The following is a 22,941-nucleotide window of genomic DNA, read 5'->3' on the forward strand; positions in this document are numbered from 1 at the left end:
TGCTCCTTCGATCAGCGATCTTCAGACTTCGGGCCGGCCGATGTCGCGCGCCGCAGCCGCGCGGCGAATGCGCCGGTTCCCGCGAAATACGCCTGCACGCGCTGCAGCACGCGCGGCGTGCCCGGCAGCGCCGGCATCGGCGCGAACTGCGGCAACGTCGTCGCCGCATCGGCTTCGGCCGGATAGATCCGCACCTGCACGTCGTACCAGCCGGCCTGCCCCGTGATCGGATCGGAGTTCGACATCCGCGCACCGCCGCGCGCCGCATCGGGCAGCTCGTCGGTGATCACGTGGTTCAACAGGAAGCCGCGCTGCGACTCGCCCGCCTGCGGCCCCAGGTTCCATGCGCCGGCCGCCTTGCCGATCGCGTTCCAGGTCCACACGGTGCCGGGCTCGACCGCCTCGCTGTAGCGCGCGCGGCAACGCACCTTGCCCCACGGCGATTCGACGTAGATCCACGCGCCGTCGTCGATCTGCTGCGCGGCGGCCGTGACCGGGTTCACGAACAGGTGGTTCTCGCCGTGGATCTGTCGCAGCCACGCGTTCTGCGAATCCCACGAGTGGTACATCGCCATCGGCCGCTGCGTGATCGCCGCGAGCGGATAGCGGCCCGCATCGGTCAGCCCGCTTTCGAGCGACCGATGCCAGAACGGCAGCGGATCGAAATAGCGCGCGATGCGCTCGCGCAGATGGTCGGGCGGCTGGCGGCCCGACGTGCGGCCCTGCGCGGCGAGCCGGAATTTCTGCATCACGTCCGAGTAGAGCTGGATCACGATCGGCACGCCGAACTTGCGCATCCCGTTGTCGACCGCCCACTGCATGTACGGCCCGTTGCAGTTGCGCATGTACTGCAGCGGCTCCGGCAACCGGTGGTGGTACACGCAGTTGTTCTCCGCGTAGCGCTTCCACTGGTCGGGATTCGGTTCGCCGACGACGGCCTTGTCACCCTCCTTGCCGCGCCAGCCGATCAGGAAGCCGGTGCCGGAATCGGGCGCGGTCTGGAAATTGATGACGAAATCCGGATAGTCGCGGTACTTGCGCTGCCCGTCCGCGGTCGTGAAGGCCGGAAACTTCAGCCGGCTCGCAAGCTCGATCAGCACTTCCTGGAATGGCTTGCATTCGCCGGCGGGCGGCACGACGGGTACCCGCACCGAGTCGACCGGCCCGTCGAATTCGGAGATCGGCCGGTCGAGCACCGACATCACGTCGTGACGTTCGAGGTAGGTCGTGTCGGGCAGGATCAGGTCGGCGAACGCCGTCATCTCCGACGCGAACGCATCGCACACGACGAGGAACGGGATCCGGTATTCGCCGTCGTCGCGCTTGTCGACGAGCATCTTGCGCACTTCCGTCGTGTTCATCGACGAATTCCACGCCATGTTGGCCATGAAGATCAGCAGCGTGTCGATCGGATAGGGGTCGCCGCGCCACGCATTGGTGATCACCGAATGCATGAGCCCGTGCACCGCGAGCGGGTACTCCCACGAGAACGCCTTGTCGAGCCGCGCGGGCGTGCCGTCCGGATGGACGAACAAATCCTCGGGGCCCGCGGGCCAGCCGAGCGGACCGGTGGCGAGCGGCGTGTTCGGCTTGATCTGCGCCGGGTCGTTCGGCGGTTTCGCCGACGGCGGCACCGCGCGCGGATACGGCGCCTTGTGCCGGAAACCACCCGGCCTGTCGATCGTGCCGAGCAGCGACATCAGCACCGCGAGCGCGCGGATCGTCTGGAAGCCGTTCGAATGCGCGGCGAGCCCGCGCATCGCATGAAACGCGATCGGCACGCCCTTCACCGATTCGTGTTCCTTGCCCCACGAATCGGTCCAGCGCACCGGCAGCGCGATCGCGTGGTCGCGCGCGACCGTCTCCATCTCGCGCGCCAGGCGGCGGATCGTGTCGGCCGCGATGCCGGTGATGTCGGCCGCCCATTCGGGCGTGCATTCGGCCACCTGTTCGCGCAGCAGCGTGAACGACGGCGCGACGGGCGTGCCGTCGTCGAGCGTATAGCGGCCGTCGAGCGCGGGCGCCGCGCCTTCCGTGTGATGCAGCACCGCGCGGTTCGTCTTCGTGTCCCACCACATCCGGTTCTGCGGATACAGCGCGTTGACCTCCGGCGCGCCGGCGTCGCGCACGAACAGCCCGAACGTGTCGGCGCCGTCGCGCTGGTCGACCAGCTCCGCCGCGTTCGTGAAGCGCGACACGAATTCGAGGTCGAACGCGTTGCGCGCGATCAGCTCGTGCATCAGCGCCATGAACAACGCGCCGTCGGTGCCGGGACGAATCGGAATCCATTCGTCGGCAATTGCCGCGTAGCCGGTGCGCACCGGGTTGATCGCGATGAAGCGGCCGCCCGCGCGCTTGAACTTGCCGAGCGCGATCTTCAGCGGATTCGAATGGTGGTCCTCCGCGGTGCCGATCATGAAGAACAGCTTCGCATTGTCGAGATCGGGCCCGCCGAATTCCCAGAACGAGCCGCCGATCGTGTAGATCATCCCGGCCGCCATGTTCGCCGAGCAGAACCCGCCATGCGCCGCATAGTTCGGCGTACCGAACTGTTTCGCGAACAGGCCGGTGAGCGCCTGCATCTGATCGCGGCCGGTGAACAGCGCGAAGCGCTTCGGGTCGGTGGCGCGCAGGTGCGCGAGACGCTTTTCGAGCACGTCGAACGCGACGTCCCACGACACCGGCTCGAACTGCGCGTCGCCGCGCTCGGCGCCCGGCTTGCGCATCAGCGGCTGCGTGAGCCGCGCGGGCGAATACTGCTTCATGATTCCCGACGAACCTTTCGCGCAGATGACGCCCTGGTTCAGCGGATGCGCGGGATTGCCGTCGATATAGCGCACCTCGCCGTCGCGCAGGTGCACGCGGATGCCGCAGCGGCACGCGCACATGTAGCACGTCGTCGTCTTGATCTCGGCCTGCTCGTCCCGCTCGCGTGCCCGATGTTCCATCGTCTGTCCTCGTTCGCGGATTCGCGGATGAGGGCGCGCCCGGCGGGGCGCACCCGTGAATCGGTTCATCCATGCTATGCCGGCACGCGGCCGACATAAAGTCGCATCCTCTGATCGATGCTATCGGTCGGCCCGATAGTTGCGCCGATCAACCATCGGATCGCGCCGGAAGCCGCATGCACCAAGGCCCGGCACGTGGGCCGGGCCTTCGGCGTCAGGCGTTACCGCGCATTACCCCGCATCAACGCGGCGGATAGGCGAGCAGTTCGCTGTCGTCGAGATGCTCGCGGCGGCTGCGGCGCGTGAGCCCGTAGGCGACGACCAGCACGCCGAGGCTGGCGACACCGAGCCACAGCGGCTTGCGCTGGTCCGGAATGAACGCCATCGCGACGAGAATGCCGACCATGCCGATGATCGCGACCCAGGTGAGGTACGGATACGCCCACATCTTGACGCGCAGCTTGCTGGCGGCCACCGGGTCGAGACGCTTGCGCAGGCGCAGTTGCGAGAACGCGATCAGCACGTACACGAACAGCGCGACGGTGCCGTACGAATTGACGAGGAACGCGAACACGGTATCGGGCGACACGTACGACATCACCACCGACACGTAGCCGAACACCGTGCCGAGCAGGATCGCGCGCACCGGCACGCCGCGCTTGTTGACCTTCGCGAGCGCGGCCGGCGCGTCGCCGTGGCGGGTCAGCGCGAACAGCATCCGCGACGCCGCATAGAGGCCCGAGTTGAGCGCGGACAGCACCGCCGTCAGCACGATCGCGTTCATCACGTTGGCGGCAGCCGGCAGGCCCATCACTTCGAGTGCGCTCACGTACGGCGTGGCCATCTGATGTGAATTCCACGGCACCAGCGCGACGACGAGTGCGACCGAGCCGACGTAGAACACCAGCACGCGCGTGATCACCGAATTGGTGGCCTTCGCAACCGCTTTCGCCGGTTCCCTGGCCTCGGCCGCCGCGATCGTGACGATTTCCGCGCCGAAGTAGAAGCCGGTCGCCGCGACCGCCCCGCTCATTACCGGCCCGATGCCGAGCGGCATGAAGCCGCCGTGGCCGAGCAGCGTCGGCAGCACCGACGTCGTATGCATCGACGCGGGCCACAGGCCGAGCACGTAAAGGCCGCCGAGGAACAGGAACACGATGATCGCGCCGACCTTGATCGACGAGAACCAGAACTCGAACTCGCCGTAGCTGCCGACCGAGATCAGGTTCGTGAGCGTCAGCACGACCAGCAGCGCGAGGCTGATGATCCACGCGGGTGTATCCGGCAGCCAGAACTGGATCAGCTTGGCGCCGGCGACCGCTTCGAGCGCGACGACGATCACCCAGAAATACCAGTACATCCAGCCGGTCAGGAAGCCCGCCATCTTGCCGGGCCCGCGCCAGTTGCCGAAGGCGAGCCGCGCGTATTCGTAGAACGAACCGACGGCCGGCATCGCGCATGCCATCTCGCCGAGCATCCGCATCACGAGCACGACGAGCCCGCCCGTGATCAGGAACGACAGGATCGCGGCCGGCCCGGTCTGCTGAATCACCACGCCGCTGCCGACGAACAGCCCGGCACCGATCACGCCGCCAAGCGCGATCATCGTCATGTGGCGCTGCTTGAGGCCACACTTCAGGTCACTCTGATTCGAGGGTTGCATGTCTTCTCCATATCCAGTTGTCCGGACGCCGCCCGCACGCCACCATCGGGTGAGCGCGGGCGCCGCCGGCGACGGCGCGTGCAGGGGCACCTGCCGCCCCGGCCGCACGGATTTCTGTTGCTTTTATTGTGTTCGACAGCCCGGCGCGCGTTACGTCACGCCGGGCGATATGCACTACGTTCAGGGCTTTTCGTCGTTCCTGAAGTAAGACAGGTAGAGCATCCGTTGCCCGAGGCGCCGGAACGGCGCGAACGGGTGGCCTGGCAGCGGCGACGTGAAGATCGGCAGCGTCTGGCGTGCGCCTTTCCCCGCGATCTGCTCGGCCAGCCGGCGGCCGGCCTGCTGCGAATACGACACGCCGTTGCCGCCGTAGCCGAGTGCGTAGTACACCGACTGCCGCGGGTCGGGCTGGCACACGCGCGGCATCATGTCGTGGCTCACGTCGACCCAGCCCCACCATGAATAGTCGATCTCCACGCCGCGCAGCGCGGGAAACTTGCGCGCCATCCCTTCCTTCAGCAATTCGAAGTGACGCGGGTTCGGCGCATCGTCACCGGTGATCGCGCTGCGGCTGCCGATCTGCAGACGGCGATCGGGCAGGAAACGGTAGTAGAAGCGCAGCGTGCGCGTATCGGTCAGCACCTGCGTCGTGCGGAAGTTGCACGCGTCGATCTCCGCGTCGGTGAGCGGGCGCGTAACCATCGAGTTCGACAGGATCGGCATCACCTTGCTGCGCAGCGACGGATGCAGCGTCTGCGCGGTGTACGCACCGGTCGCGATGCCCACCGCACGGGCCCGCACGACGCCGCCGGGCGTGCGCAGGTGGTGCACGCCGTCGATCGTCTCGAAGCCGAGCACCGGGCTGCTCGTATGCACCTTCGCACCGGCTTCGCGCGCGAGGCGCAGGTAGCCGAACGCGAGCTTCAGCGCATGGATGCCGATGCCTTCCGGCTCGTGCAATGCGCCGGCCGCTTCGTGATCGTTGATGAATTCGCGGCGGAAGGTTTCCGCGCTCAGCAGCTCGGACGGATAGCCGAACACGTCCTTCCACACCTTCGCCTCGGCCGCGAGCTTCGCCATGATGCGCGGACGGTGCGCGATCAGGAAATGGCCGCCCGGCTGCGGGTCGCAGTCGATTTCCGACACGAGCGACTTGAAGTTCTCGAAGCCTTCGAGGATCTCGTCGTGCATCTTCAGCGCGACGTCCTTGCCCCAGCGCTCGATCCACTGCGAGCGCGACAGCCGGCCCGATGCGTTCTGCCCCTGCCCGCCGTTGCGGCTGCTGCAGCCCCAGCTCGTGCGGTTGGCTTCCAGCACGACGGCCTTGATGCCGTGGTCCCGCGCGAGGCACAGCGCGGTCGCGAGGCCCGTGTAGCCGGCGCCGATGATCGCGACGTCGACATCGAGATCACGCGTCACGGGGCCGTCGTCGGGCGGCGGCGTGCCGGCCGTCGCGACCCAGTAGGTCGGCGCGTACTGCCTGCCGCACCCGGGCCCCGGCGACACGAGCGGATCGTAGGTCGGGTCGTAACGCGTGTCGTTCGGCCGGCCGCCGGCAAAGCCGCTCGCGGACCGTTCGATGGAAGGGGTCGACATGCTCAGACCTCCGACGCGGGCTGGCCTGCCGCGCCGCAACGGGCGCACGAGGCGATTCGACTGACTGATGCGGGGCGCGCGCTCGCCGCACGGGCGAATGCTGCCGACTGCCTGTTGGTCATGCCTGTCTCCTGATCGTTCTCTTCGGGTCGATCGTGTGCAGATGCTTCAATGCGGCGATCTGTCGAGGAAAGTGTAGGCAGGCCGATTTTTCGCAGGTAGGGCCAGTGGACCGGATTCGCTTGGACCAGCGTGTGCGACAGCGAACGGCGGGTAACAGCGGGCGCCGATACGACCCCCAACCGCGCCCCGCCCCATCCGCCCCGCCCGCCGTCACATCGCGCGCACCGCGACGCCGTCCACGCCGCCGCGCTTCTCGATCGCCCGCGCGGACACGATCGACAGGAGTGCAGACAACATCACGTAAACCCCGACGAGCCACGGCGCCCCGCCGTTCACGCGCAGCAACGCGGTCGCGACGATCGGCGTGAGCCCGCTCGCGAAGATGCCCGACACCTGGTAGACGAACGAGATGCCCGTGTAACGCACGTTCGCGTCGAACAGCTCCGCGAACAGCGCGGCCTCCGGCCCGTACGCCATCGCGTAGAAGATCCCGAACGGGATCACCAGCGCGAGCCACACGGCGAGCAGGTGGGTCGACTGCGTCTGCAACAGCCAGAACGCGGGCAGCACCGACAGCCCGCACAGTGTCGCGCCCCACCGGTACACGCGTGCGCGGCCGAGCCGGTCCGACAGGCCGCCGAACACCGGGATGAACACGCACATCACGACCGCCGCACTCATCACGCCGAGCAGCGCGTCGCCGCGCGAGATCGACAGGTTGCGCGTCATGTAGCCGATCGAGAACACCGCGAACACGTTGAAGAACACGCCGTCGATATAGCGCGCGCCCATCCCGAGCAGGATCGCCTGCCGATAGTTGGCGAGCAGCTCGACGACCGGCAGCTTCGTATCGCGCCGCTGGCGCTTGAGCGCGACGAACTCGGGCGTATCGGCCACCCGCGTGCGGATGTAGAAGCCGACCGCGACCAGCAGCAGCGACGCCGCGAACGCGACGCGCCAGCCCCACGCGAGAAAGGCGGCGTCCGGCAGCGCACGCGACAGCGCCGCGACCACGCCGGCCGCGAGGCACAGCCCGATCGCGAGCCCGATCTGCGGCAGGCTCGCATACAGCCCGCGCCGGTGCGGCGGCGCGTACTCGTACGCCATCAGCACCGCGCCGCCCCACTCGCCGCCGAGGCCGATGCCCTGCAGCACGCGCAGAGTCAGCAGCAGCACCGGCGCCCACATGCCGATCTGCGCGTAGGTCGGCAGGAACGCGACGCCGGCCGTCGACACGCCCATGATCAGCATCGTCAGGATCAGCGCGGACTTGCGCCCGACGCGGTCGCCGAGATGGCCGAACAGCAGGCCGCCGAGCGGCCGCGTGACGAAGCCGACCGCGAACGTCGCATACGCGAGCATCGTCGACACGAACGCGTCGCCGGCCGGAAAGTACTGCTTGTCGAATACGATGCCGGCGACCACGCCGTACAGGAAAAAGTCGTACCACTCGACGGTCGCGCCGATCACGCTGGCCGCGGCCACGCGTCGGACGACCCGGGAATCGATTGCCATGCGAGCTTCTCCAGGTAAGGATGCGCCGCAACCTGCCCCGGCGCCGTAACGGCGGGGGCATCGATGAACGCGCGGCGGCCGTCCGGGCGCAGGCGCACGGGCCACGCGGGTGATGCGTGGCGAGGCTCTATGCGAGCGCCTCGGCGGCCGAGGCGACGCCATGACCGCGATCGGCCGCGCGCGCGTCCTCGAGGATCATGTCGGACGCCTTCTCGGCGACCATCACGATCGGCACGTTGGTATTGCCCGATACGAGGGTCGGCATGATCGAACAGTCGACCACGCGCAACCCGCGCGTGCCGTACACGCGCAGCCGCTCGTCGACGACCGCGAGCGGATCGCTCGCGACGCCCATTTTCGCGGTGCCGGACGGATGGAAGATCGTCTGTCCGTATTCCCGGCAGAACTCGAGCAGCTCGTCGTCGGTCTGCGCGTCCGCGCCCGGCCGCACCTCGCGCTTCATCAGCGGCGCCATCGGCTCGGTCGCCGCGACGCGTCGCGCGAAGCGCACGCCGGCCATCGTCGTGCGGCGGTCGCGCTCGGTGTCGAGATAGTTCGGCTGGATCGAAGGCGCATCGCGCGCATCGTCGGTGCGGATGCGCACGGTGCCGCGCGATTCGGGCCGCAGCTGACAGATCGAATACGTGCAGCCGGGAAACGGATGCACGCTGCCGCCCGCCGAATCGGCCGACAGCGTCGAGAAATGGAACTGGATGTCCGGCGTCGCCGATTCGTCCGGCAGCGCACGGCAGAACATCCCGCCCTGGTTGATGCCGATCGCCAGCGGGCCGCCGCGAAACAGCGCCCATTGCAGCCCCATCTTCGCGCGGCCGATCCACGAATGCAGTTCGTCGTTGGTCGTGATCGGCTTCGTTACTTCGTAGATCAGACGAATCTGCAGGTGATCCTGCAGGTTCTCGCCGACGCCCGCGCGATCGGCGACGACCGGAATCCCGTGCCGGTTCAGCAGCGCGGCCGGCCCGACGCCCGACACCTGCAGCAGTTGCGGCGACTGCAGCGCGCCGGCCGCGAGAATCACCTCGCGCAACGCGCGGACCTCATGCACCTTGCCATGCTGGACGTAACGCACGCCCGATGCCTGCGCGCCGTCGAACAGCACCTTCAGCGCCTGCGCATCGGTTTCGACATGCAGGTTCGGCCGCCCGCGCGCGGGCTTCAGGTAGGCCACCGCCGTCGAACAGCGCAGCCCGTTGCGCGTGGTGAGCTGGTAATAGCCGACGCCTTCCTGGTCGCCCGTGTTGAAATCGTCGACCGTGCGCACGCCGAGCCGGTTCGACGCCGCCACGAACGCATCGACGAGTTCGTGCCGCTGCCGGATCGCGGACGCCCACAGCGGGCCGCCAATCCCGCGCGTCGGTCCTTCGCCGAGCGTGTTGTGTTCGAGCTTGCGGAAATACGGCAGGCACTCGCGCCAGCTCCAGCCGCGATTGCCGAGTGCGGCCCAGTGGTCGTAGTCCTGCTGCTGCCCGCGCACGTAGATCAGCCCGTTGATCGAGCTGCAGCCGCCGAGCGTGCGGCCGCGCGGCCAGTACAGGCGGCGGTTGTGCATGTTCGGATCGGGATCGGTGTGGAAGCCCCAGTTGTACACGGGATGAAACATCGTCTTGCCGTACCCGATCGGCACGTGAATCCACATGTAGCGGTCGGCGGGGCCCGCTTCCAGCAGGCACACCGTATGGCGCCCGCCGTCGGACAGCCGGTTGGCGAGGACGCAACCGGCCGATCCCGCGCCGACCACGACATAGTCGAAGCTGCGTGTCATTCCGTGTCTCCGTTCCGGGGTTTTGGAAAAATCCGGTATGTTTTGTCCAAATTTATTGAGCACACGGAACACATACAAGCCGATTTATTGTCCACGCCGCGAATGTGGTACAAAAACCGTTCAATTCGTTTCATTTCCCACGCACACACCATCCCGGGACGCACGCCGATCCCGACGGAGGAGACACATGCGCGACACCGCCCCCGCGCCGCCCGATGGCGCGCCCGCCGATGACGCGCGCGTCCTGCGCGCCCTCGCGGTGCTCGAAGCGCTCGCGTCGGCCGGCCAGCCCTACACGCTGTCGCAGCTCGCCGCGCGGCTGCATATCCCGAAGGCGACACTGCTGCGCCTGATCGAATCGCTCGAAACGCGCGGCTACGTGATCCACATGCCCGACTCGCGCGGCCACGATCGCGGCATCGCGCTCGGCCCGCGCGCCGCGCAGTTCGCGCTCGCGGCACTGTCGAACAACACGTTCACGCGCGGCTGCCGCTCGGTGCTGCGTGCGCTCGTCGACGCGCTCGGCGAAACCTGCAACCTCACCGCGCTCGACGGCGACACGGTGCTGTACGTCGAACGCGTCGAGACGACCGAGCCGTTGCGGCTCGAGATGCGGCCCGGCATGCGCGTGCCGCTGCATTGCACGGCGAGCGGCAAGCTGTTCCTGTCGCAGATGAATGCGCTGGAGCGCAACGCGATGCTCGCGCGGCTCACGCTGAAGAAGATGACCTACCGGACGCTGACCGATGCGCAGTTGCTCGCGGCCGAGCTCGACCGGCTCGCCGCGCGCGGCATCGGGATCGACAACGAGGAGTTCGTGCGCGGGATGGTGGCGGTAGCGGTGCCGGTGAAGGATGCGGCAAGCGGCCGCGTGCTCGCTGCGCTCGCCGTGCATGCGCCGACCGCGCGCGCGACACTCAACGACCTGCTGGAGAACGTGCCGAAGATGCGGGACGCGGCGACGCGGCTCGCGCCGCTGCTGCATGCGGCTGAGGGCGCGCCGCCGGGTTGATTGCCGTTACGCGCCAAAGCGTCGAAACGTTCAAGCCAGGTGATAACGCAACCAGAAAGTCTCGCGGCAGGCGTTGTCGAACGTCATCCGCGTCGGGCCGATCGGTTGCGCATCGGGATGACGAAGCACGTCGTAGTCGATCCAGCATTCGGCACACAGCAGATCGGACGGCGCGCGATCCTGCTCGACCGAGCGGCGCACGATCGCGCCGTTGTCGAAGCGGTATTCGGTTTCGTCGCGCGTGACCTCGACGTCGTCGTCGGTCCAGCGGTCGTGCGACGTCGTGTGCGACACGATCGACACCGGGCCCGAGAGTCCGTGGATCGCGGCGACGTAGGTAATGAGCTTGTCCATGGCGAGGCGGCAAGGAAACAGGTGGCTGCATCGCGCAACGCATGCTGCACGATGCGGCCCGAGCGGCGAGTATAGCCGCGTGCCGAAGACGTTGCCGCCGGCGGGGTTTCGCGCGCTACGCCTCCAGCGCGAGCAGCGCGAACGTCGCGAGCCAGTGCTCGCCCATGTAGTCGCCGGCCACGTGCGCGAGCGCACTCGCGAGATGCCGGTCGGCCGCGTCGAGCAGCTTCGCGCGCCGCGCATCGCCTTCCGGCAGCGCACCGGCCAGCGAGCGCTGGCACCACGCGCGGCTCAGGTTCAGCCCGTCGAGGTGCGCGATCTTCCCGTCGCTGCGATCGCTGACCGTCGCCGGCTCGAACAGCGTCGCCGGTTCGCCGCGCGCGAGATCGGGCAGGAAGCGCGCGAACCAGCCGTCGAATTCGGCGGCCGGCAGCACGCGCCGCATCAGCTCCGCCTCCATCAGCGCGGGCGACAGGAATTCGTCGCCCGACGGCTCCCATGCCTGGCACGCGACATCGTTCAGGTGCCAGCGCTTCGCGGTATCGACGATCAGCGCCGCGAGCCCGTCGCGCTGCGTATCGCGCGCGAAGTCGAGCGTGAGCGCCAGCGCGAACGCGGTGTTGAAGTGCGTGCCGACCCGCAGCGGATAGGTCGCCTTCGGCAGGAAGGTTTCGAAGCGCGACACGAACAGGTCGGTCAGCGGCGCCATCGTCTTCGCCCAGCGCGCGGCCTGCGGCATCGCCCCCTTCAGCGCGAGCCGCTCCAGCTGCGCCGACAGTGCGAGCAGCCACGCCCAGCCGTACGGCCGCTCGAAGCCGCTGTTGTGCGGCCGCGCGAGATACGCGCGCTCGCCGGCGACGTTCGCCTCGGTGAAGTGCGCGTCGACGGTGGCGACGATGCGTTCGGCCTCCGGCAATGCCGGATAGCGTTCGAGCACGCGCAGCACGAGCCAGTAGCCGTGCACGCACGAGTGCCAGTCGTAGCTGCCGTAGAAGATCGGGTGCAGTGCGCGCGGCCCCTGCACGTCGTGCGGACCTTCGAGCGAATGCGTGAGCTTGTTCGGATATTCGCGGGTCAGGTGCGCGAGCGCGAGCGACGCGAATTTCGAGGCGAGTTCGGGGGTCAGTCGGTCGGTCATCGGGATCTCGTCAGAAGCGGAATGCGAACGCGTACATCAGCAGCGTGTTCACGGCGAGCAGCAGCAAGGCCGTCGGCCACTGCACCTTGATCACGCCATTCTTGTCCTTCAGTTCGAGCAGCGCCGCCGGCACGATGTTGAAGTTCGCGGCCATCGGCGTCATCAGCGTACCGCAGAAGCCGCTCAGCATCCCGATCGCGCCGACGATCGCCGGGTTGCCGTGGAACTGGTGGACGATCAGCGGCAGGCCGATGCCGGCCGTCATCACGGGGAACGCGGCGAAGCCGTTGCCCATGATCATCGTGAACAGCGCCATGCCGACCGTGTAGGCCGCGACCACCGCGAACGGCGAATCGATCGGCACCCAGTCCTTCACGAGCCCCGACACCACGCCGCCGACACCCGCGACCGCGAACAGCGCGCCGAGCGCCGCGAGCATCTGCGGCAGGATCGCGGCCCAGCCGACCGCGTCCATCGTGTGGCGTGCCTCCTTCACCGCATGCACGGGCGAATCGCGCAGCATCGCGAGCGCGACGGCAAACGCGACGAGCGTGCCGAGCACGAGCGAGATCAGCGTCACGCTCTTCGGGTCGACGAACGGCACGAGCTTCAACGCGAACGTGCCGATCAGCGTGACGACCGGAATCAGCAGCGCGGGCAGGAACAGCGTGTTGCCGAAACGCTGCGCGCGCGTCTCGCGCCGCACGGCCGCCGCTTCCCCGGCTTCGTCGGACTTGCCGCGCCCGAGCTTGCCCGAGCCGGCGATCACCGCGAGCGCGATCGCGAGGCAGCCCGTCACGAAATGCGGCAGCCGCGCGCCGAACAGGAACGTGACCGCGTAGATCGCCCAGAACGCGAAATTGACGACGCGGCGCGGGTTCGTGCGATCGGTCAGGTTGAAGTAGGCGAACGCGGCGAACATCAGCCCCGCGAGCGTGTACAGCGATTCGAGGCCGATCATCGCGCGCCCTCCTGCGCCACCAGGCCGCAGCCGCGCGCGAGCCGGCGGTCGAGCAGCGCGAGGCGCGTGCAGTGGATCAGGAGTGCGGCGATCGCGGTCGGGATCGCCCACACCGACAGGTGCAGCGGCTCGATGGCGATGCCGTTCTGTTCGAGAAAGCCCTTGATCAGCAGGATCGACTGGATCGCGATGAAGATGTCCTCGCCGAAGAACACGGCGACGTTGTCGGCGCCCGATGCATGCGCGCGGATCTGCTGGCGCACCGATTCGGGCAGCTCGCCATGCCGGTTGACCGCGGCGGCCTCGGCCATCGGCGCGATCAGCGGCCGCACCATCTGCGCATGGCCGCCGAGCGACGTGAGGCCGAGCGCGGCCGTCGCCTGGCGCAGCACGAAGTACAGCATCAGCACGCGGCCCGTGGTGGCCGCCTGCACGCGCGAGATCATCCGCTTCGCCTGCTCCTTGAGCCCGTTGCGCTCGAGCAGCGCGATCACCGGCAGCGTCAGCCAGATGAGCCCCATGTAGCGGTTTTCGGTGAACGCCTTGCCGAACGCGCTGACGATGTCGACGAGATTCAGCCCGCCCGCCAGCCCCGTCGCGAGCCCCGCGATCGTGACCACCAGCAGCGCATTGAAGCGCAGCGCAAAACCGATCACGACGATCGGCACCCCAATCAGCACCAGCATTGCTCCTCCTTGTATCGGACGCGCGGCGCCTTGGCCTGCGCCGCCTGCCCGGTTTGGACCGGGCTCTGACGGCGCAATCTAACACGAGACTTTATCGACAAAAAGTCGACAATTTACCGCTTCGGGTAAACGTTGAAGCGTGCGAACACCGTGCCCGGGCCAGGTGTCGGCGGTGTTTCATCCGAGGATTCGGGGGGACGGCTGGACGGCGCGAACGCACCGGTTGCGGGACGCGCGTCAGCGCCCCGGCCGGCGGCGTGCGGCGTCCCGCCGCGCGTGGCGGAGCCCCGGTGCGCCGACTACACTGGAAAGCATCGGCAACGGACGGGAGAGCCGCCATGATTGACGTATTCCAGACCATCGGCAGCCGCGCGTTCTCCGCTCATCTGGCGAAGGACGGGATGGTGACGCTGAAGGAGCAACGCCATGAGGTCGATCGCGTGACGCTCGCGACCGCGTATGCCGCGCTCGTCGAGGAGTCCGAGCAGGAAGCCGACCTGCTCGACGCGACGGTCGAAGGCATGATGCGCGCGCTGATCCAGGGGTACGCGCGCAGCCATTGACGGCGCGGCCCCGCCCGTTGAAGCGGATGGCGGGCCGGCGCGGGCGCTACGCGGCCGGCGTACCGGCGCCCATGTCGAACCACCGGCCCGCGCGCAGTTGCCGGTAGTCGGCCTGCGTGAAGATCCTCAGCAGGTTCGCGACCGCACCGTTGCTGGCGCGGTCGAGTTCCGTCATGAACGCTTCGACTTCGTCGCGGCCGGCAAACAGGATCGTGCGAAAGTAGCGTTCGCGTTCCGCGTCGGACAGGTTCGTTGCGCGCAGCTGGTACGGATGGTGAAGCGCCGCGAACAGGAAATAAAAGCGCTCGGTGTCGTCGCGCAGCACGCGCACCGCGTCCGGATCGACCGGAAACTCGCGGTGGAACGACGCATGCCCGCTCTCGATGTGGATCCGGTACAGCAACCGGCCGTCTTGCTCGGTCACGATCGGCGCGTACGGATCCCGGCTGACCAGCAGGGTGTCGGGCATGGTCATCCGGCATTCTCCCCGTCTTTTTATCGAAGTCGCCACGGTAACATGCCGGCTTCCGCGGCCGGTCGTGCCGAAACCGCCGGACAGGCATGCGCGGGCCGGCCCGGTTCCCCTGCCCTCCGCCAACACCCCACAGTCATAGAGGAAACGCACTGAAACGGCACCATGCGCGAATTTTTCGATTGCCGCCGCCCGCGCCGCATGACAGCATGCGGGCGTCGCCAACCGAAAAGAATGCCGTGCCGTCCGGCCGCCGATGCCGTCCGGCGGCGCCGAACAGGCAGCCCCTTCCATGAACCCGGCCCACCTCCAACACTACGAACCGACCGGAGAATTCCGCTTGTGAACATCGGCATCGTCAACGACCTCCCGCTTGCCGTCGAGGCGATGCGCCGCGCGATCGCGCGCCGGCCCGAGCACCGCGTGCTGTGGGTCGCGACCGACGGCGCGCAAGCCGTCGAGCTGTGCGCCGCGCAGCCGCCCGACGTCGTGCTGATGGACCTGATCATGCCGAAATTCGACGGGATCGAAGCGACGCGGCGGATCATGCGATCCGAACGACCGTGCGCGATCCTGATCGTGACGAGCTGCATCGGCGCGAATGCATGGCGCGTGTTCGAGGCGATGGGCGCCGGCGCGCTCGACGCGGTCGATACGCCGCGGCTCGGCGACGGCGCGGCCGGCGACACGACCCGGCTCCTGCTCGCGAAGATCGACCAGATCGGCCGCCTGCTCGACGCGCCCGGCGGCACGCGCCTCGCCGGCACGGCCTCGCGCGCCGGCGGCGGCCCGCTGGTCGCGATCGGCGCGTCGGCCGGCGGCCCCGGCGCGCTCGCGTCGGTCCTCGGCGGCCTGCCGGCCGATTTCAGTACACCGATCGTGATCGTCCAGCACGTCGACCGCGCGTTCGCCGAAGGCATGGCGCAATGGCTCGACGGCCAGACGCCGCTCGCGGTGCGCGTCGCGCGCGAAGGCGACCGCCCGCAGCCGGGCGTCGCGCTGCTCGCCGCGACCGACGACCACCTGCGCATCACGCGCGCCGGCACGCTCGAATACACGCGTGAGCCGGCCGCCACGCCGTATCGCCCGTCGGTCGACGTGTTCTTCAACAGCCTGACCGAACACTGGCCCGGCCGCGTGATCGGCGTACTGCTCACCGGAATGGGCCGCGACGGCGCGATCGGCCTGAAGGCGCTGCGGATGAAGGGCTACCATACGATCGCGCAGGACGAGGCGACGAGCGCCGTGTACGGCATGCCGAAGGCGGCCGCGACGCTCGGCGCGGCGCGCGCGATCCTGCCGCTCGGGCGCATCGCGGGCGAGCTGGCGGCGCTCGCGAGAATCTGAGCCCGACGATGAACACGCGCAACACCCATGCCTGCCCCTGCGACAACCGCAACAACCCGCATCGATCATGACGATTGACCTGACTCGCCCGCCGGGCGGCCCCTACACGCCGCCCGTCGACGTGCCGGCGATGGTGCTGCTGGTCGACGACCAGACGATCGTCGCGGAAGCCGTGCGACGTGCGCTCGTCGACGAGGAAGGCATCGATTTCCACTACTGCCCGCGTTCGGACGACGCGATGGCCACCGCGATCGAGACGCGGCCGACCGTGATCCTGCAGGACCTCGTGATGCCCGGCATCGACGGGCTGAGCCTCGTGAAGGCGTACCGCGCGAATCCGTCGACGCGCGACGTGCCGATCATCGTGCTGTCGACGCAGGAAGAGCCCGTGATCAAGAGCGCCGCGTTCGCGGCCGGCGCGAACGACTACCTCGTGAAGCTGCCCGACCGCATCGAGCTCGTCGCGCGGGTGCGCTACCACTCCCGCTCGTACATGAACCTGCTGCAGCGCGACGAGGCCTATCGCGCGCTGCGGCAATCGCAGCAGCAGTTGCTCGAAGCCAATCTCGAGCTGCGGCGCCTCACGCACTCCGACGGCCTGACCGGGCTGTCGAACCGCCGCTATCTCGACGAATACCTCGCCGCCGAATGGCGGCGCGGCACGCGCGAGCGCAGCGAGCTGTCGCTGCTGATGATCGATGTCGACAACTTCAAGCTGTACAACGACACGTACGGCCACGTGTCGGGCGACAGCGTGCTCAAGCAGATCGCGTCGACCATCGAGCGCTGTCTCGGCCAGTCGGGCGATCTCGCCGCGCGTTTCGGCGGCGAGGAATTCGCGGTCGTGATGCCGGCCACGTCGCCGGGCGCCGCACGGCTGCTCGGCGAGAAGATCCGCCTTGCGGTCGAGGCACTGCGGCTGCGGCACGCGCATTCGTCGACGGGCAACACCGTGACGATCAGCATCGGCGGCGCGAGCATCGTGCCGATGCCCGGCCTGCCGACGACCCTGCTGATCGAAGCGGCCGACCGTGCGCTCTATCGCGCGAAGCACGAAGGCAAGAACCGCGTCGAGATCGATGCGACGCCGACGACGCCGGTCCCCGGCGGGTTCGGCGCGCCGCGCGTCGACTGAGCACCGAACGCCGAACCCGCGCCGCGCTCACACGGCGCCGAGCCGGCGCGCGTAGTCGTTCGCGTCCAGCGGGCGGCTGAACAGATAGCCCTGCTGCATGTCGCAGCCGATCTGCTGCAGAAACCACGATTGCGCCTGCGTCTCGACGCCTTCGGCCGTGACCTTCATCCCGAGCGAATGCGCCATCGCGACCACGGCCTGCGTGATCGCCACCGAGTCGTGATGATCGGGCACGCCCGACACGAACGAGCGGTCGACCTTCAGGTTGTGCAGCGGAAAGCGCTTCAGGTACGCGAGCGATGAATAGCCGGTGCCGAAATCGTCGACCGAGATCTTCACGTTCATGTCCGTGAGCGCCTCGAGCATCGGCAGCACGGTGTCCGTGTCGTTCATCAGCAGTCCTTCGGTAATCTCGAGTTCGAGCGCGGACGGATCGAGCCGGGTCTGCGCGAGGCAGCGACCGACCGATTCGACGAGCCCTTCGTGGAATTGCCGTGGCGACAGGTTGACGGCCAGCATCAGGTCGGGCGCGATCGTGCGGCGCCATTCGGCCGCCTGCCGGCACGCGGTTTCGAGCACCCACTGGCCGATCGCGACGATCTGCCCCGTATCTTCCGCGACCGGAATGAACTCCGCCGGCGACATCGGTCCAAGCTCGGGGCTCGTCCAGCGCAAGAGCGCCTCGGCGCCGACCGTGCGGCCGGTGCGCGCGTCGACGACGGGCTGATACGCGAGCCGCAGCATGTCCGACGAAAGCGCGCGCCGCAGCGACTGCTCGATCGCGAAGCGGCGCTGCAGCCGCAGGTTGAGCTGCGCGGTGAAGAACGTGAAGTGGTTGCGGCCGCGCTGTTTCGCGTCGTACATCGCCGAATCGGCATTGCGCATCAGCGTGACGGCATCGTCGCCGTCGCGCGGCGCGACGCTGATCCCGATCGACACGCCGAGCCAGTATTCGTTGTTCGCGATCGCGAACGGCTTCGCGATCGCGTCGATCACCTCGCGCGCGAGCACCTCGAGCCGGTCGGGATCGTCGCAGTCGTCGACGAGGATCACGAACTCGTCGCCGCCGACCCGCGTCAGCGCGTACTGGCCGCCGCCGCACGCCGCGAGCCGCGCGGCAACGCTGCGCAGCAGCGCGTCGCCGGCGTCGTGGCCGGCCGTGTCGTTGACCTTCTTGAAACCGACGAGATCGATGAACAGGATCGCGACGCGCGCGGGGCCGCCGGCCGCATCGTGTCCGCCGAACAGCTCGCGCATGCGGTCGCCGAGCCAGCGGCGGTTGTAGAGGCCCGTCAGCGCATCGCGCGTCGCCAGGTAGCGCAGCTGTTGCTGCGCTTCGCGCACGGGGCCGATGTCGTTGAACGACACGAGCACCGAATCGGCCTGCTTCTCGCCCGGCTTCACGATCGGCACCGCGTTGCCGCGCACCCAGATGACGTCGCCGTCCGCAAGGCCGAAGCCGACCGTGTAGCCGAGCATCGGCGTGGCCGTCTCGAGCGCGCGCAGGCTCGGCCATTCGTCGGGTGGGATCGGCGTGCCGTCCTCGTGCAGCTTGCGCAGGATCACCGTCGACAGCCGGCGGCCGACGAGATCGCCCTTCACGCGCATCATCCGGTTCGCACTCGGGTTGCTCGCGATCACGACGCCGTCGCGCGACACCACGAGTATCCCTTCGTTCAGGCTGTTGACCACGAGCCGGTGATGTTCCTCGCTGCGCGCGAGCTGTCGCGCGATCCGGTCCTGGTGCACCGCGAGGCCGACGCTGTTGCCGATATCGCGCAACAGTTCGGTTTCCTCGTCGCCCGGCCGGCGCGGCGTGCGGTAATAGACGGCGAACGCGCCGAGCACGACGCCCGCTTCATCGAGGAACGGCACCGACCAGCACGCGCGCAAGCCCAGCGGCAATGCGACGGCGCGGTAATCGGCCCACAGGGGATCGGTTTCGATGTTTTCGACGACGACCATCCGGCGCAGGTACATCGCCGTGCCGCACGAGCCGGCCGCGGGCCCGATCGACGCGCCTTCGATCGCCGCGCTGTACTGCACGGGCAGCGATGGCGCGGCACCGACGTGCACATGCACGCCGTCGGTATCGAGCAGCAGGATCGTGCACGACGCGCCGTCGCCGAGCAACGCCTCGGCACGCCGGCAGACCTCGACGAGCAGTTCCGGCAGCGGTGTGTTGCGCGTGATCAGCCTCAGCACGCTTTGCTCGGACGCGAGTACTTCCGCTGCGAGCCCGAGACTGTAACGAGAACTTTGCGGTTCGGTATTCAAGATGAATCCTGCCGTCTGTCCGATCGGGTCTGATGCGCCCGATTCGTTTTCGATCCTTCGTGCCGTATGTCGCCCCGGGTTTACGCCGATGCCCGGTGCGCCCCGTATTGCGCGGTGCCAACGCGCGTCGAAATATATTTAACACCAATCCGTGACAAGCGGCGCATCCACGTACATCAGGGGTTACGCGCGGTCGGCGCGGCGGTTGCAGCCGGCAGTCAGCTCGCCGAAAGACTTGCGCACGGCGCGACGGCCCGGGGCAAGGCCGCGCGTGGTGCGCGGCGAGCATGCAACCCGTTCGTCAGATTGTGGCGGCGCCCGGCTCCGTTCGCCTTCATGCCACCGCGCCGGGTTCCGTGCGCGTCACGGCCTTCAATGCATCGATCGCGGCCGTGACCGACACGCCCGCGGGCGCCGCATACAGCGCGCCGACCGTTTCCGGCATCGTCGACAGCTTCAGCGGCAACCGGCCGACCCGCTCCCCCGAGCGCACGGCCAGCTCGAACGCGCGGGCCGACTGCACGAACAGGCAAGGCGACTGCTCGGCCACCATGCGGTTGGTCTGCCATGACACCGATTCCATCCGCACGGGTGGCGGCGGCAAGCCCGCATTCGCGAACTCGGCGTCCAGCGCCGTGCGCGCGGGCGACCCGAGCGGCGGCGCGATCCACGGAAACGCGGCCGCGTCGCGCCAGCCGATCCGCGCGCGCCTGAGCAGCGGATGGCGCGGACCGCACACGACGATCATGTCGTCGCGATACAGCGGCGCGACGTCGAGCCCCGCGCTCAGCGCCGACGCGTCGAGCCGGCACACGAGCAGGTCGAGCTCGTGGCGCTGCGCCTGCGCGAGCATCCGGTCGAGCGTGTCCTCGCGCACGTTGAGCTGCACCGGGCGGCCGGCTTCCTGCAGCCACGCCAGCGCGCCCGGAATCAGTTGCGGCGCCATGTTCGGCAGCAGGCCGATCGACACCGGGCGGCCGGTGCCGGTACGCAACGCATCGAACGCGGGCGCGACGCCGCGCATGTCGGTCAGCACGCGGCCGATGCATTCGAGCAGCGCATCGCCATAGACGGTCGGCGCGACGCGCCGCGACGTGCGTTCGAACAGCGGCAGGCCGAGCGCGTCCTCGAGCTCGCGCAGCCATTTCGACAACGCGGGCTGCGTGATCGACGCGGCCTCGGCCGTGCGCGCGAAGCTGCGCGTGCGCCCGAGCGAGTCGAGCGTTTCCATGTCGCGCACGCGCAGCCGGCGCAGCGCCTGCGCGATGCGCTGCTCGTGGGCCGGCGCGCCGGGCGGCGCGAGCGGTTCCAGCCGCGTGCGGCGGGCCGGGCCACGTGGGTCGTAGGTCACGGGCGCCTCCGTCATTCATATTCATCAGGTTATCGATCGACCTCGATCTTTCATCGATCGATACACGATCCTGCCGCATAGTCGTCCGCATGAAAACCCCCGGCACGAGCCGGCATGACCAGGAGACAGTCGACGTGAAAGACGATCAGGACACCCCCGCCGCCGAACCCACCCCGCGGCGCCAGTTCCTCAAGCTGGCCGGCGCGGCAGTCGCGGCGGCCGGCTTCGGCGCCGACGCACTGGCCGCGAGCGCGCCGCCGGCCGCCCCCGCCGCCCCGGTCACCGCCGGCGCGGGCGTCGATCCCGCGCCCGCATTCCACGGCGCGACGACCGCGCCCGCCGCGCCGCCCGCCGGCTACAACATCCTGTTCATCCTGACCGACCAGGAGCGCCACTTCGACCGCTGGCCGTTCCCGGTGCCGGGCCGCGAAGCGCTGCGCCGCGACGGCATCACGTTCATGCACCACCAGATCGCCGCCTGCGTGTGCTCGCCGTCGCGCTCGACGGTCTACACCGGGCAGCACATCCAGCACACCGGCGTGCTCGACAACGCAGGCGTGCCCTGGCAGAAGGACATGTCGCCGGACGTGCGCACCGTCGGCCACATGCTGCGCGACGCCGGCTACTACGCCGCGTATCTCGGCAAATGGCACCTGAGCGCGTCGATGCACGAAACCGCGAGCCCGTACACGGCCCCCGTGGCCGACTACAACCGCACGATCCGGTCGTACGGTTTCGACGACTATTTCGGCGTGGGCGACCTGATCGGGATGGTGCGCGGCGGCTACCAGTACGACGGGATCACGGCCGAGGCGGCGGTGAGCTGGATGCGCAACCACGCGCCGCGTCTCGCGAAGGAAGGCAAGCCGTGGTTCCTCGCGGTGAACCTGGTAAACCCGCACGACGCGATGTTCGTGAACACCGACACGAACGGCTCGACGGTGCAGGACGCGAATCACCCGATGCTCGGCAACGCGCCGCCGCCGAACGACGCGCTGTATCGCACGTCGTGGCACGACGTGCCGCTCGCGGCATCGCGGCGGCAGCCGTACGACGAGCCGGGACGGCCATCGGCGCACGGGATGTTCAACGCCGCGCATGCGAACCTCGTCGGGCGCTATCCGTTCACCGACGAACGCCTGCGCATCTATCAGGACAACTACTTCAACTGCGTGCGCGACTGCGACACGCACGTCGTGCGCCTGCTGCAGTCGCTGCAGTCGCTCGGCCTCGACGAACGCACGATCGTCGTGATGACGGCCGACCACGGCGATCACATCGGCGCGCACCAGCTCGTCGGCAAGGGCGCGACCGCCTACCAGCCGCAGAACCACGTGCCGCTCGTGATCCGCCATCCCGCGTATCCGGGCGGCATGCAGTGCGATGCGCTGACGTCGCACATCGACATCGCACCGACGCTGCTCGGGCTCACCGGTCTCGACGATGCGCGGCTCGCGTCGATTCGCGGCAGCGCGCTGAAGGGGCACGACCTCACGCGCTGGCTCGCGAAGCCGGCCGACGCGAAGCTGCACGCGGCGCGCGATGCCACGCTGTTCAACTACGCGATGCTGCTCTACTACGACAGCGAATGGATGCTGAAAGAGCTGGGCACGCTGCGCCAGAAAGGCGTGCCCGAGGACGAGCTGCTGCGCCGCGCGCTCGCGCAGCAGCCGGATTTCCGGTTGCGCGGCACGATCCGCAGCGTGTTCGACGGCCGCTACCGGTTCACGCGCTATTTCTCGCCGCTCGAATTCAACCGGCCGACGACGATGGAGGCCTTGTTCGCGCGCAACGACGTCGAGCTGTTCGACGTCGCGAGCGATCCGGGCGAGATGCGCAATCTCGCGATGGACCGGAAAAAGCACGGCGAGCTGCTGCTCGCGATGAACGGCCGCCTGAACGACCTGATCGCGAGCGAAGTCGGCGACGACAGTCCCGACGTCATGCCGATCCGCGACGGCAAGGTGCAGGTGCAGATCCGCAAGTGGCATTGAAGGCGGCCGGCCGTCTTCCGGAA

General features: G+C 68.5%; 17 protein-coding genes. 5 read left to right on the forward strand and 12 right to left on the reverse strand.

Going from position 1 to position 22,941, the window contains the following annotated elements; translation table 11 throughout:
- Window positions 1–11: 11 nt before the first annotated feature.
- The 5 genes from CFB82_RS27700 to CFB82_RS27730 all read right to left on the reverse strand — a co-directional run bounded on the left by CFB82_RS27700 (window position 12) and on the right by CFB82_RS27730 (window position 9,628).
- Window positions 12–2,948, reverse strand: a complete 2,937-nt coding sequence (locus tag CFB82_RS27700) for a molybdopterin oxidoreductase family protein (protein WP_089486096.1) — start codon at window positions 2,946–2,948, stop codon at window positions 12–14.
- A gap of 241 nt (window positions 2,949–3,189) precedes the next feature.
- Entirely contained in the window at window positions 3,190–4,611 is a 1,422-nt protein-coding gene (locus tag CFB82_RS27705) for an amino acid permease (protein ID WP_069251247.1), read from the reverse strand.
- 180 nt (window positions 4,612–4,791) lie between these two features.
- Complete coding sequence (locus tag CFB82_RS27715) at window positions 4,792–6,207, reverse strand: NAD(P)/FAD-dependent oxidoreductase (RefSeq protein WP_089486097.1); 1,416 nt, start codon at window positions 6,205–6,207, stop codon at window positions 4,792–4,794.
- 333 nt (window positions 6,208–6,540) lie between these two features.
- Window positions 6,541–7,845: an MFS transporter gene (locus tag CFB82_RS27725; RefSeq protein WP_089486099.1), complete on the reverse strand. Its 1,305-nt coding sequence runs from the start codon at window positions 7,843–7,845 to the stop codon at window positions 6,541–6,543.
- 127 nt (window positions 7,846–7,972) lie between these two features.
- Entirely contained in the window at window positions 7,973–9,628 is a 1,656-nt protein-coding gene (locus tag CFB82_RS27730) for a GMC family oxidoreductase (RefSeq protein WP_089486100.1), read from the reverse strand.
- Between the two features lie 187 nt (window positions 9,629–9,815).
- On the opposite strand from CFB82_RS27730, the gene CFB82_RS27735 reads away from it, so the two are divergent.
- Window positions 9,816–10,640, forward strand: coding sequence for an IclR family transcriptional regulator (locus CFB82_RS27735; protein ID WP_089486101.1), 825 nt, complete (start codon window positions 9,816–9,818; stop codon window positions 10,638–10,640).
- Window positions 10,641–10,670: 30 nt separating this feature from the next.
- Here the strand turns inward: CFB82_RS27735 and CFB82_RS27740 are convergent, their stop codons facing one another.
- The 4 genes from CFB82_RS27740 to CFB82_RS27755 form a co-directional block, all read right to left on the reverse strand.
- The gene (locus tag CFB82_RS27740) at window positions 10,671–10,994 is read right to left on the reverse strand and encodes a hypothetical protein (protein ID WP_089486102.1); all 324 of its coding nucleotides are present in this window, start codon (window positions 10,992–10,994) and stop codon (window positions 10,671–10,673) included.
- Window positions 10,995–11,109: 115 nt separating this feature from the next.
- The gene (locus CFB82_RS27745; RefSeq protein ID WP_069251241.1) at window positions 11,110–12,132 is read right to left on the reverse strand and encodes a DUF2891 domain-containing protein; all 1,023 of its coding nucleotides are present in this window, start codon (window positions 12,130–12,132) and stop codon (window positions 11,110–11,112) included.
- 10 nt (window positions 12,133–12,142) lie between these two features.
- The gene (locus CFB82_RS27750) at window positions 12,143–13,093 is read right to left on the reverse strand and encodes a DUF979 domain-containing protein (RefSeq protein WP_089486103.1); all 951 of its coding nucleotides are present in this window, start codon (window positions 13,091–13,093) and stop codon (window positions 12,143–12,145) included.
- Window positions 13,090–13,779, reverse strand: a complete 690-nt coding sequence (locus CFB82_RS27755; RefSeq protein WP_089486104.1) for a DUF969 domain-containing protein — start codon at window positions 13,777–13,779, stop codon at window positions 13,090–13,092. The genes CFB82_RS27750 and CFB82_RS27755 overlap by 4 nt, the downstream gene beginning before the upstream one ends.
- A 338-nt stretch (window positions 13,780–14,117) precedes the next feature.
- Here CFB82_RS27755 and CFB82_RS27760 point away from each other — a divergent pair, with 338 nt between their 5' ends.
- A complete protein-coding gene (locus tag CFB82_RS27760) occupies window positions 14,118–14,342 on the forward strand; it encodes a hypothetical protein (protein ID WP_089486105.1) in 225 nt (74 codons plus the stop codon).
- 46 nt (window positions 14,343–14,388) lie between these two features.
- On the opposite strand, the gene CFB82_RS27765 is transcribed toward CFB82_RS27760, so the two are convergent.
- Window positions 14,389–14,817 carry a hypothetical protein gene (locus CFB82_RS27765; RefSeq protein WP_089486106.1) on the reverse strand — a complete coding sequence of 143 codons (429 nt, stop codon included), beginning with the start codon at window positions 14,815–14,817 and terminating at the stop codon, window positions 14,389–14,391.
- Between the two features lie 339 nt (window positions 14,818–15,156).
- On the opposite strand from CFB82_RS27765, the gene CFB82_RS27770 reads away from it, so the two are divergent.
- Together CFB82_RS27770 and CFB82_RS27775 are read left to right on the forward strand one after the other, a co-directional pair.
- Window positions 15,157–16,161, forward strand: a complete 1,005-nt coding sequence (locus tag CFB82_RS27770) for a chemotaxis response regulator protein-glutamate methylesterase (protein WP_089486107.1) — start codon at window positions 15,157–15,159, stop codon at window positions 16,159–16,161.
- Between the two features lie 67 nt (window positions 16,162–16,228).
- The gene (locus CFB82_RS27775; protein WP_089486108.1) at window positions 16,229–17,296 is read left to right on the forward strand and encodes a response regulator; all 1,068 of its coding nucleotides are present in this window, start codon (window positions 16,229–16,231) and stop codon (window positions 17,294–17,296) included.
- A gap of 27 nt (window positions 17,297–17,323) precedes the next feature.
- Here the strand turns inward: CFB82_RS27775 and CFB82_RS27780 are convergent, their stop codons facing one another.
- Both CFB82_RS27780 and CFB82_RS27785 read right to left on the reverse strand, forming a co-directional pair.
- Window positions 17,324–19,573 carry a putative bifunctional diguanylate cyclase/phosphodiesterase gene (locus CFB82_RS27780; RefSeq protein ID WP_089486109.1) on the reverse strand — a complete coding sequence of 750 codons (2,250 nt, stop codon included), beginning with the start codon at window positions 19,571–19,573 and terminating at the stop codon, window positions 17,324–17,326.
- A 334-nt stretch (window positions 19,574–19,907) separates the two neighbouring features.
- Window positions 19,908–20,924: a LysR substrate-binding domain-containing protein gene (locus CFB82_RS27785; RefSeq protein WP_089486299.1), complete on the reverse strand. Its 1,017-nt coding sequence runs from the start codon at window positions 20,922–20,924 to the stop codon at window positions 19,908–19,910.
- A gap of 134 nt (window positions 20,925–21,058) precedes the next feature.
- Here CFB82_RS27785 and CFB82_RS27790 point away from each other — a divergent pair, with 134 nt between their 5' ends.
- The gene (locus CFB82_RS27790; RefSeq protein ID WP_089486110.1) at window positions 21,059–22,918 is read left to right on the forward strand and encodes a sulfatase-like hydrolase/transferase; all 1,860 of its coding nucleotides are present in this window, start codon (window positions 21,059–21,061) and stop codon (window positions 22,916–22,918) included.
- The last annotated feature ends 23 nt before the right edge of the window (window positions 22,919–22,941 follow it).

Origin of the sequence: Burkholderia sp. HI2714, assembly GCF_002223085.1 — a bacterium.
GTDB lineage: Bacteria > Pseudomonadota > Gammaproteobacteria > Burkholderiales > Burkholderiaceae > Burkholderia > Burkholderia lata_D.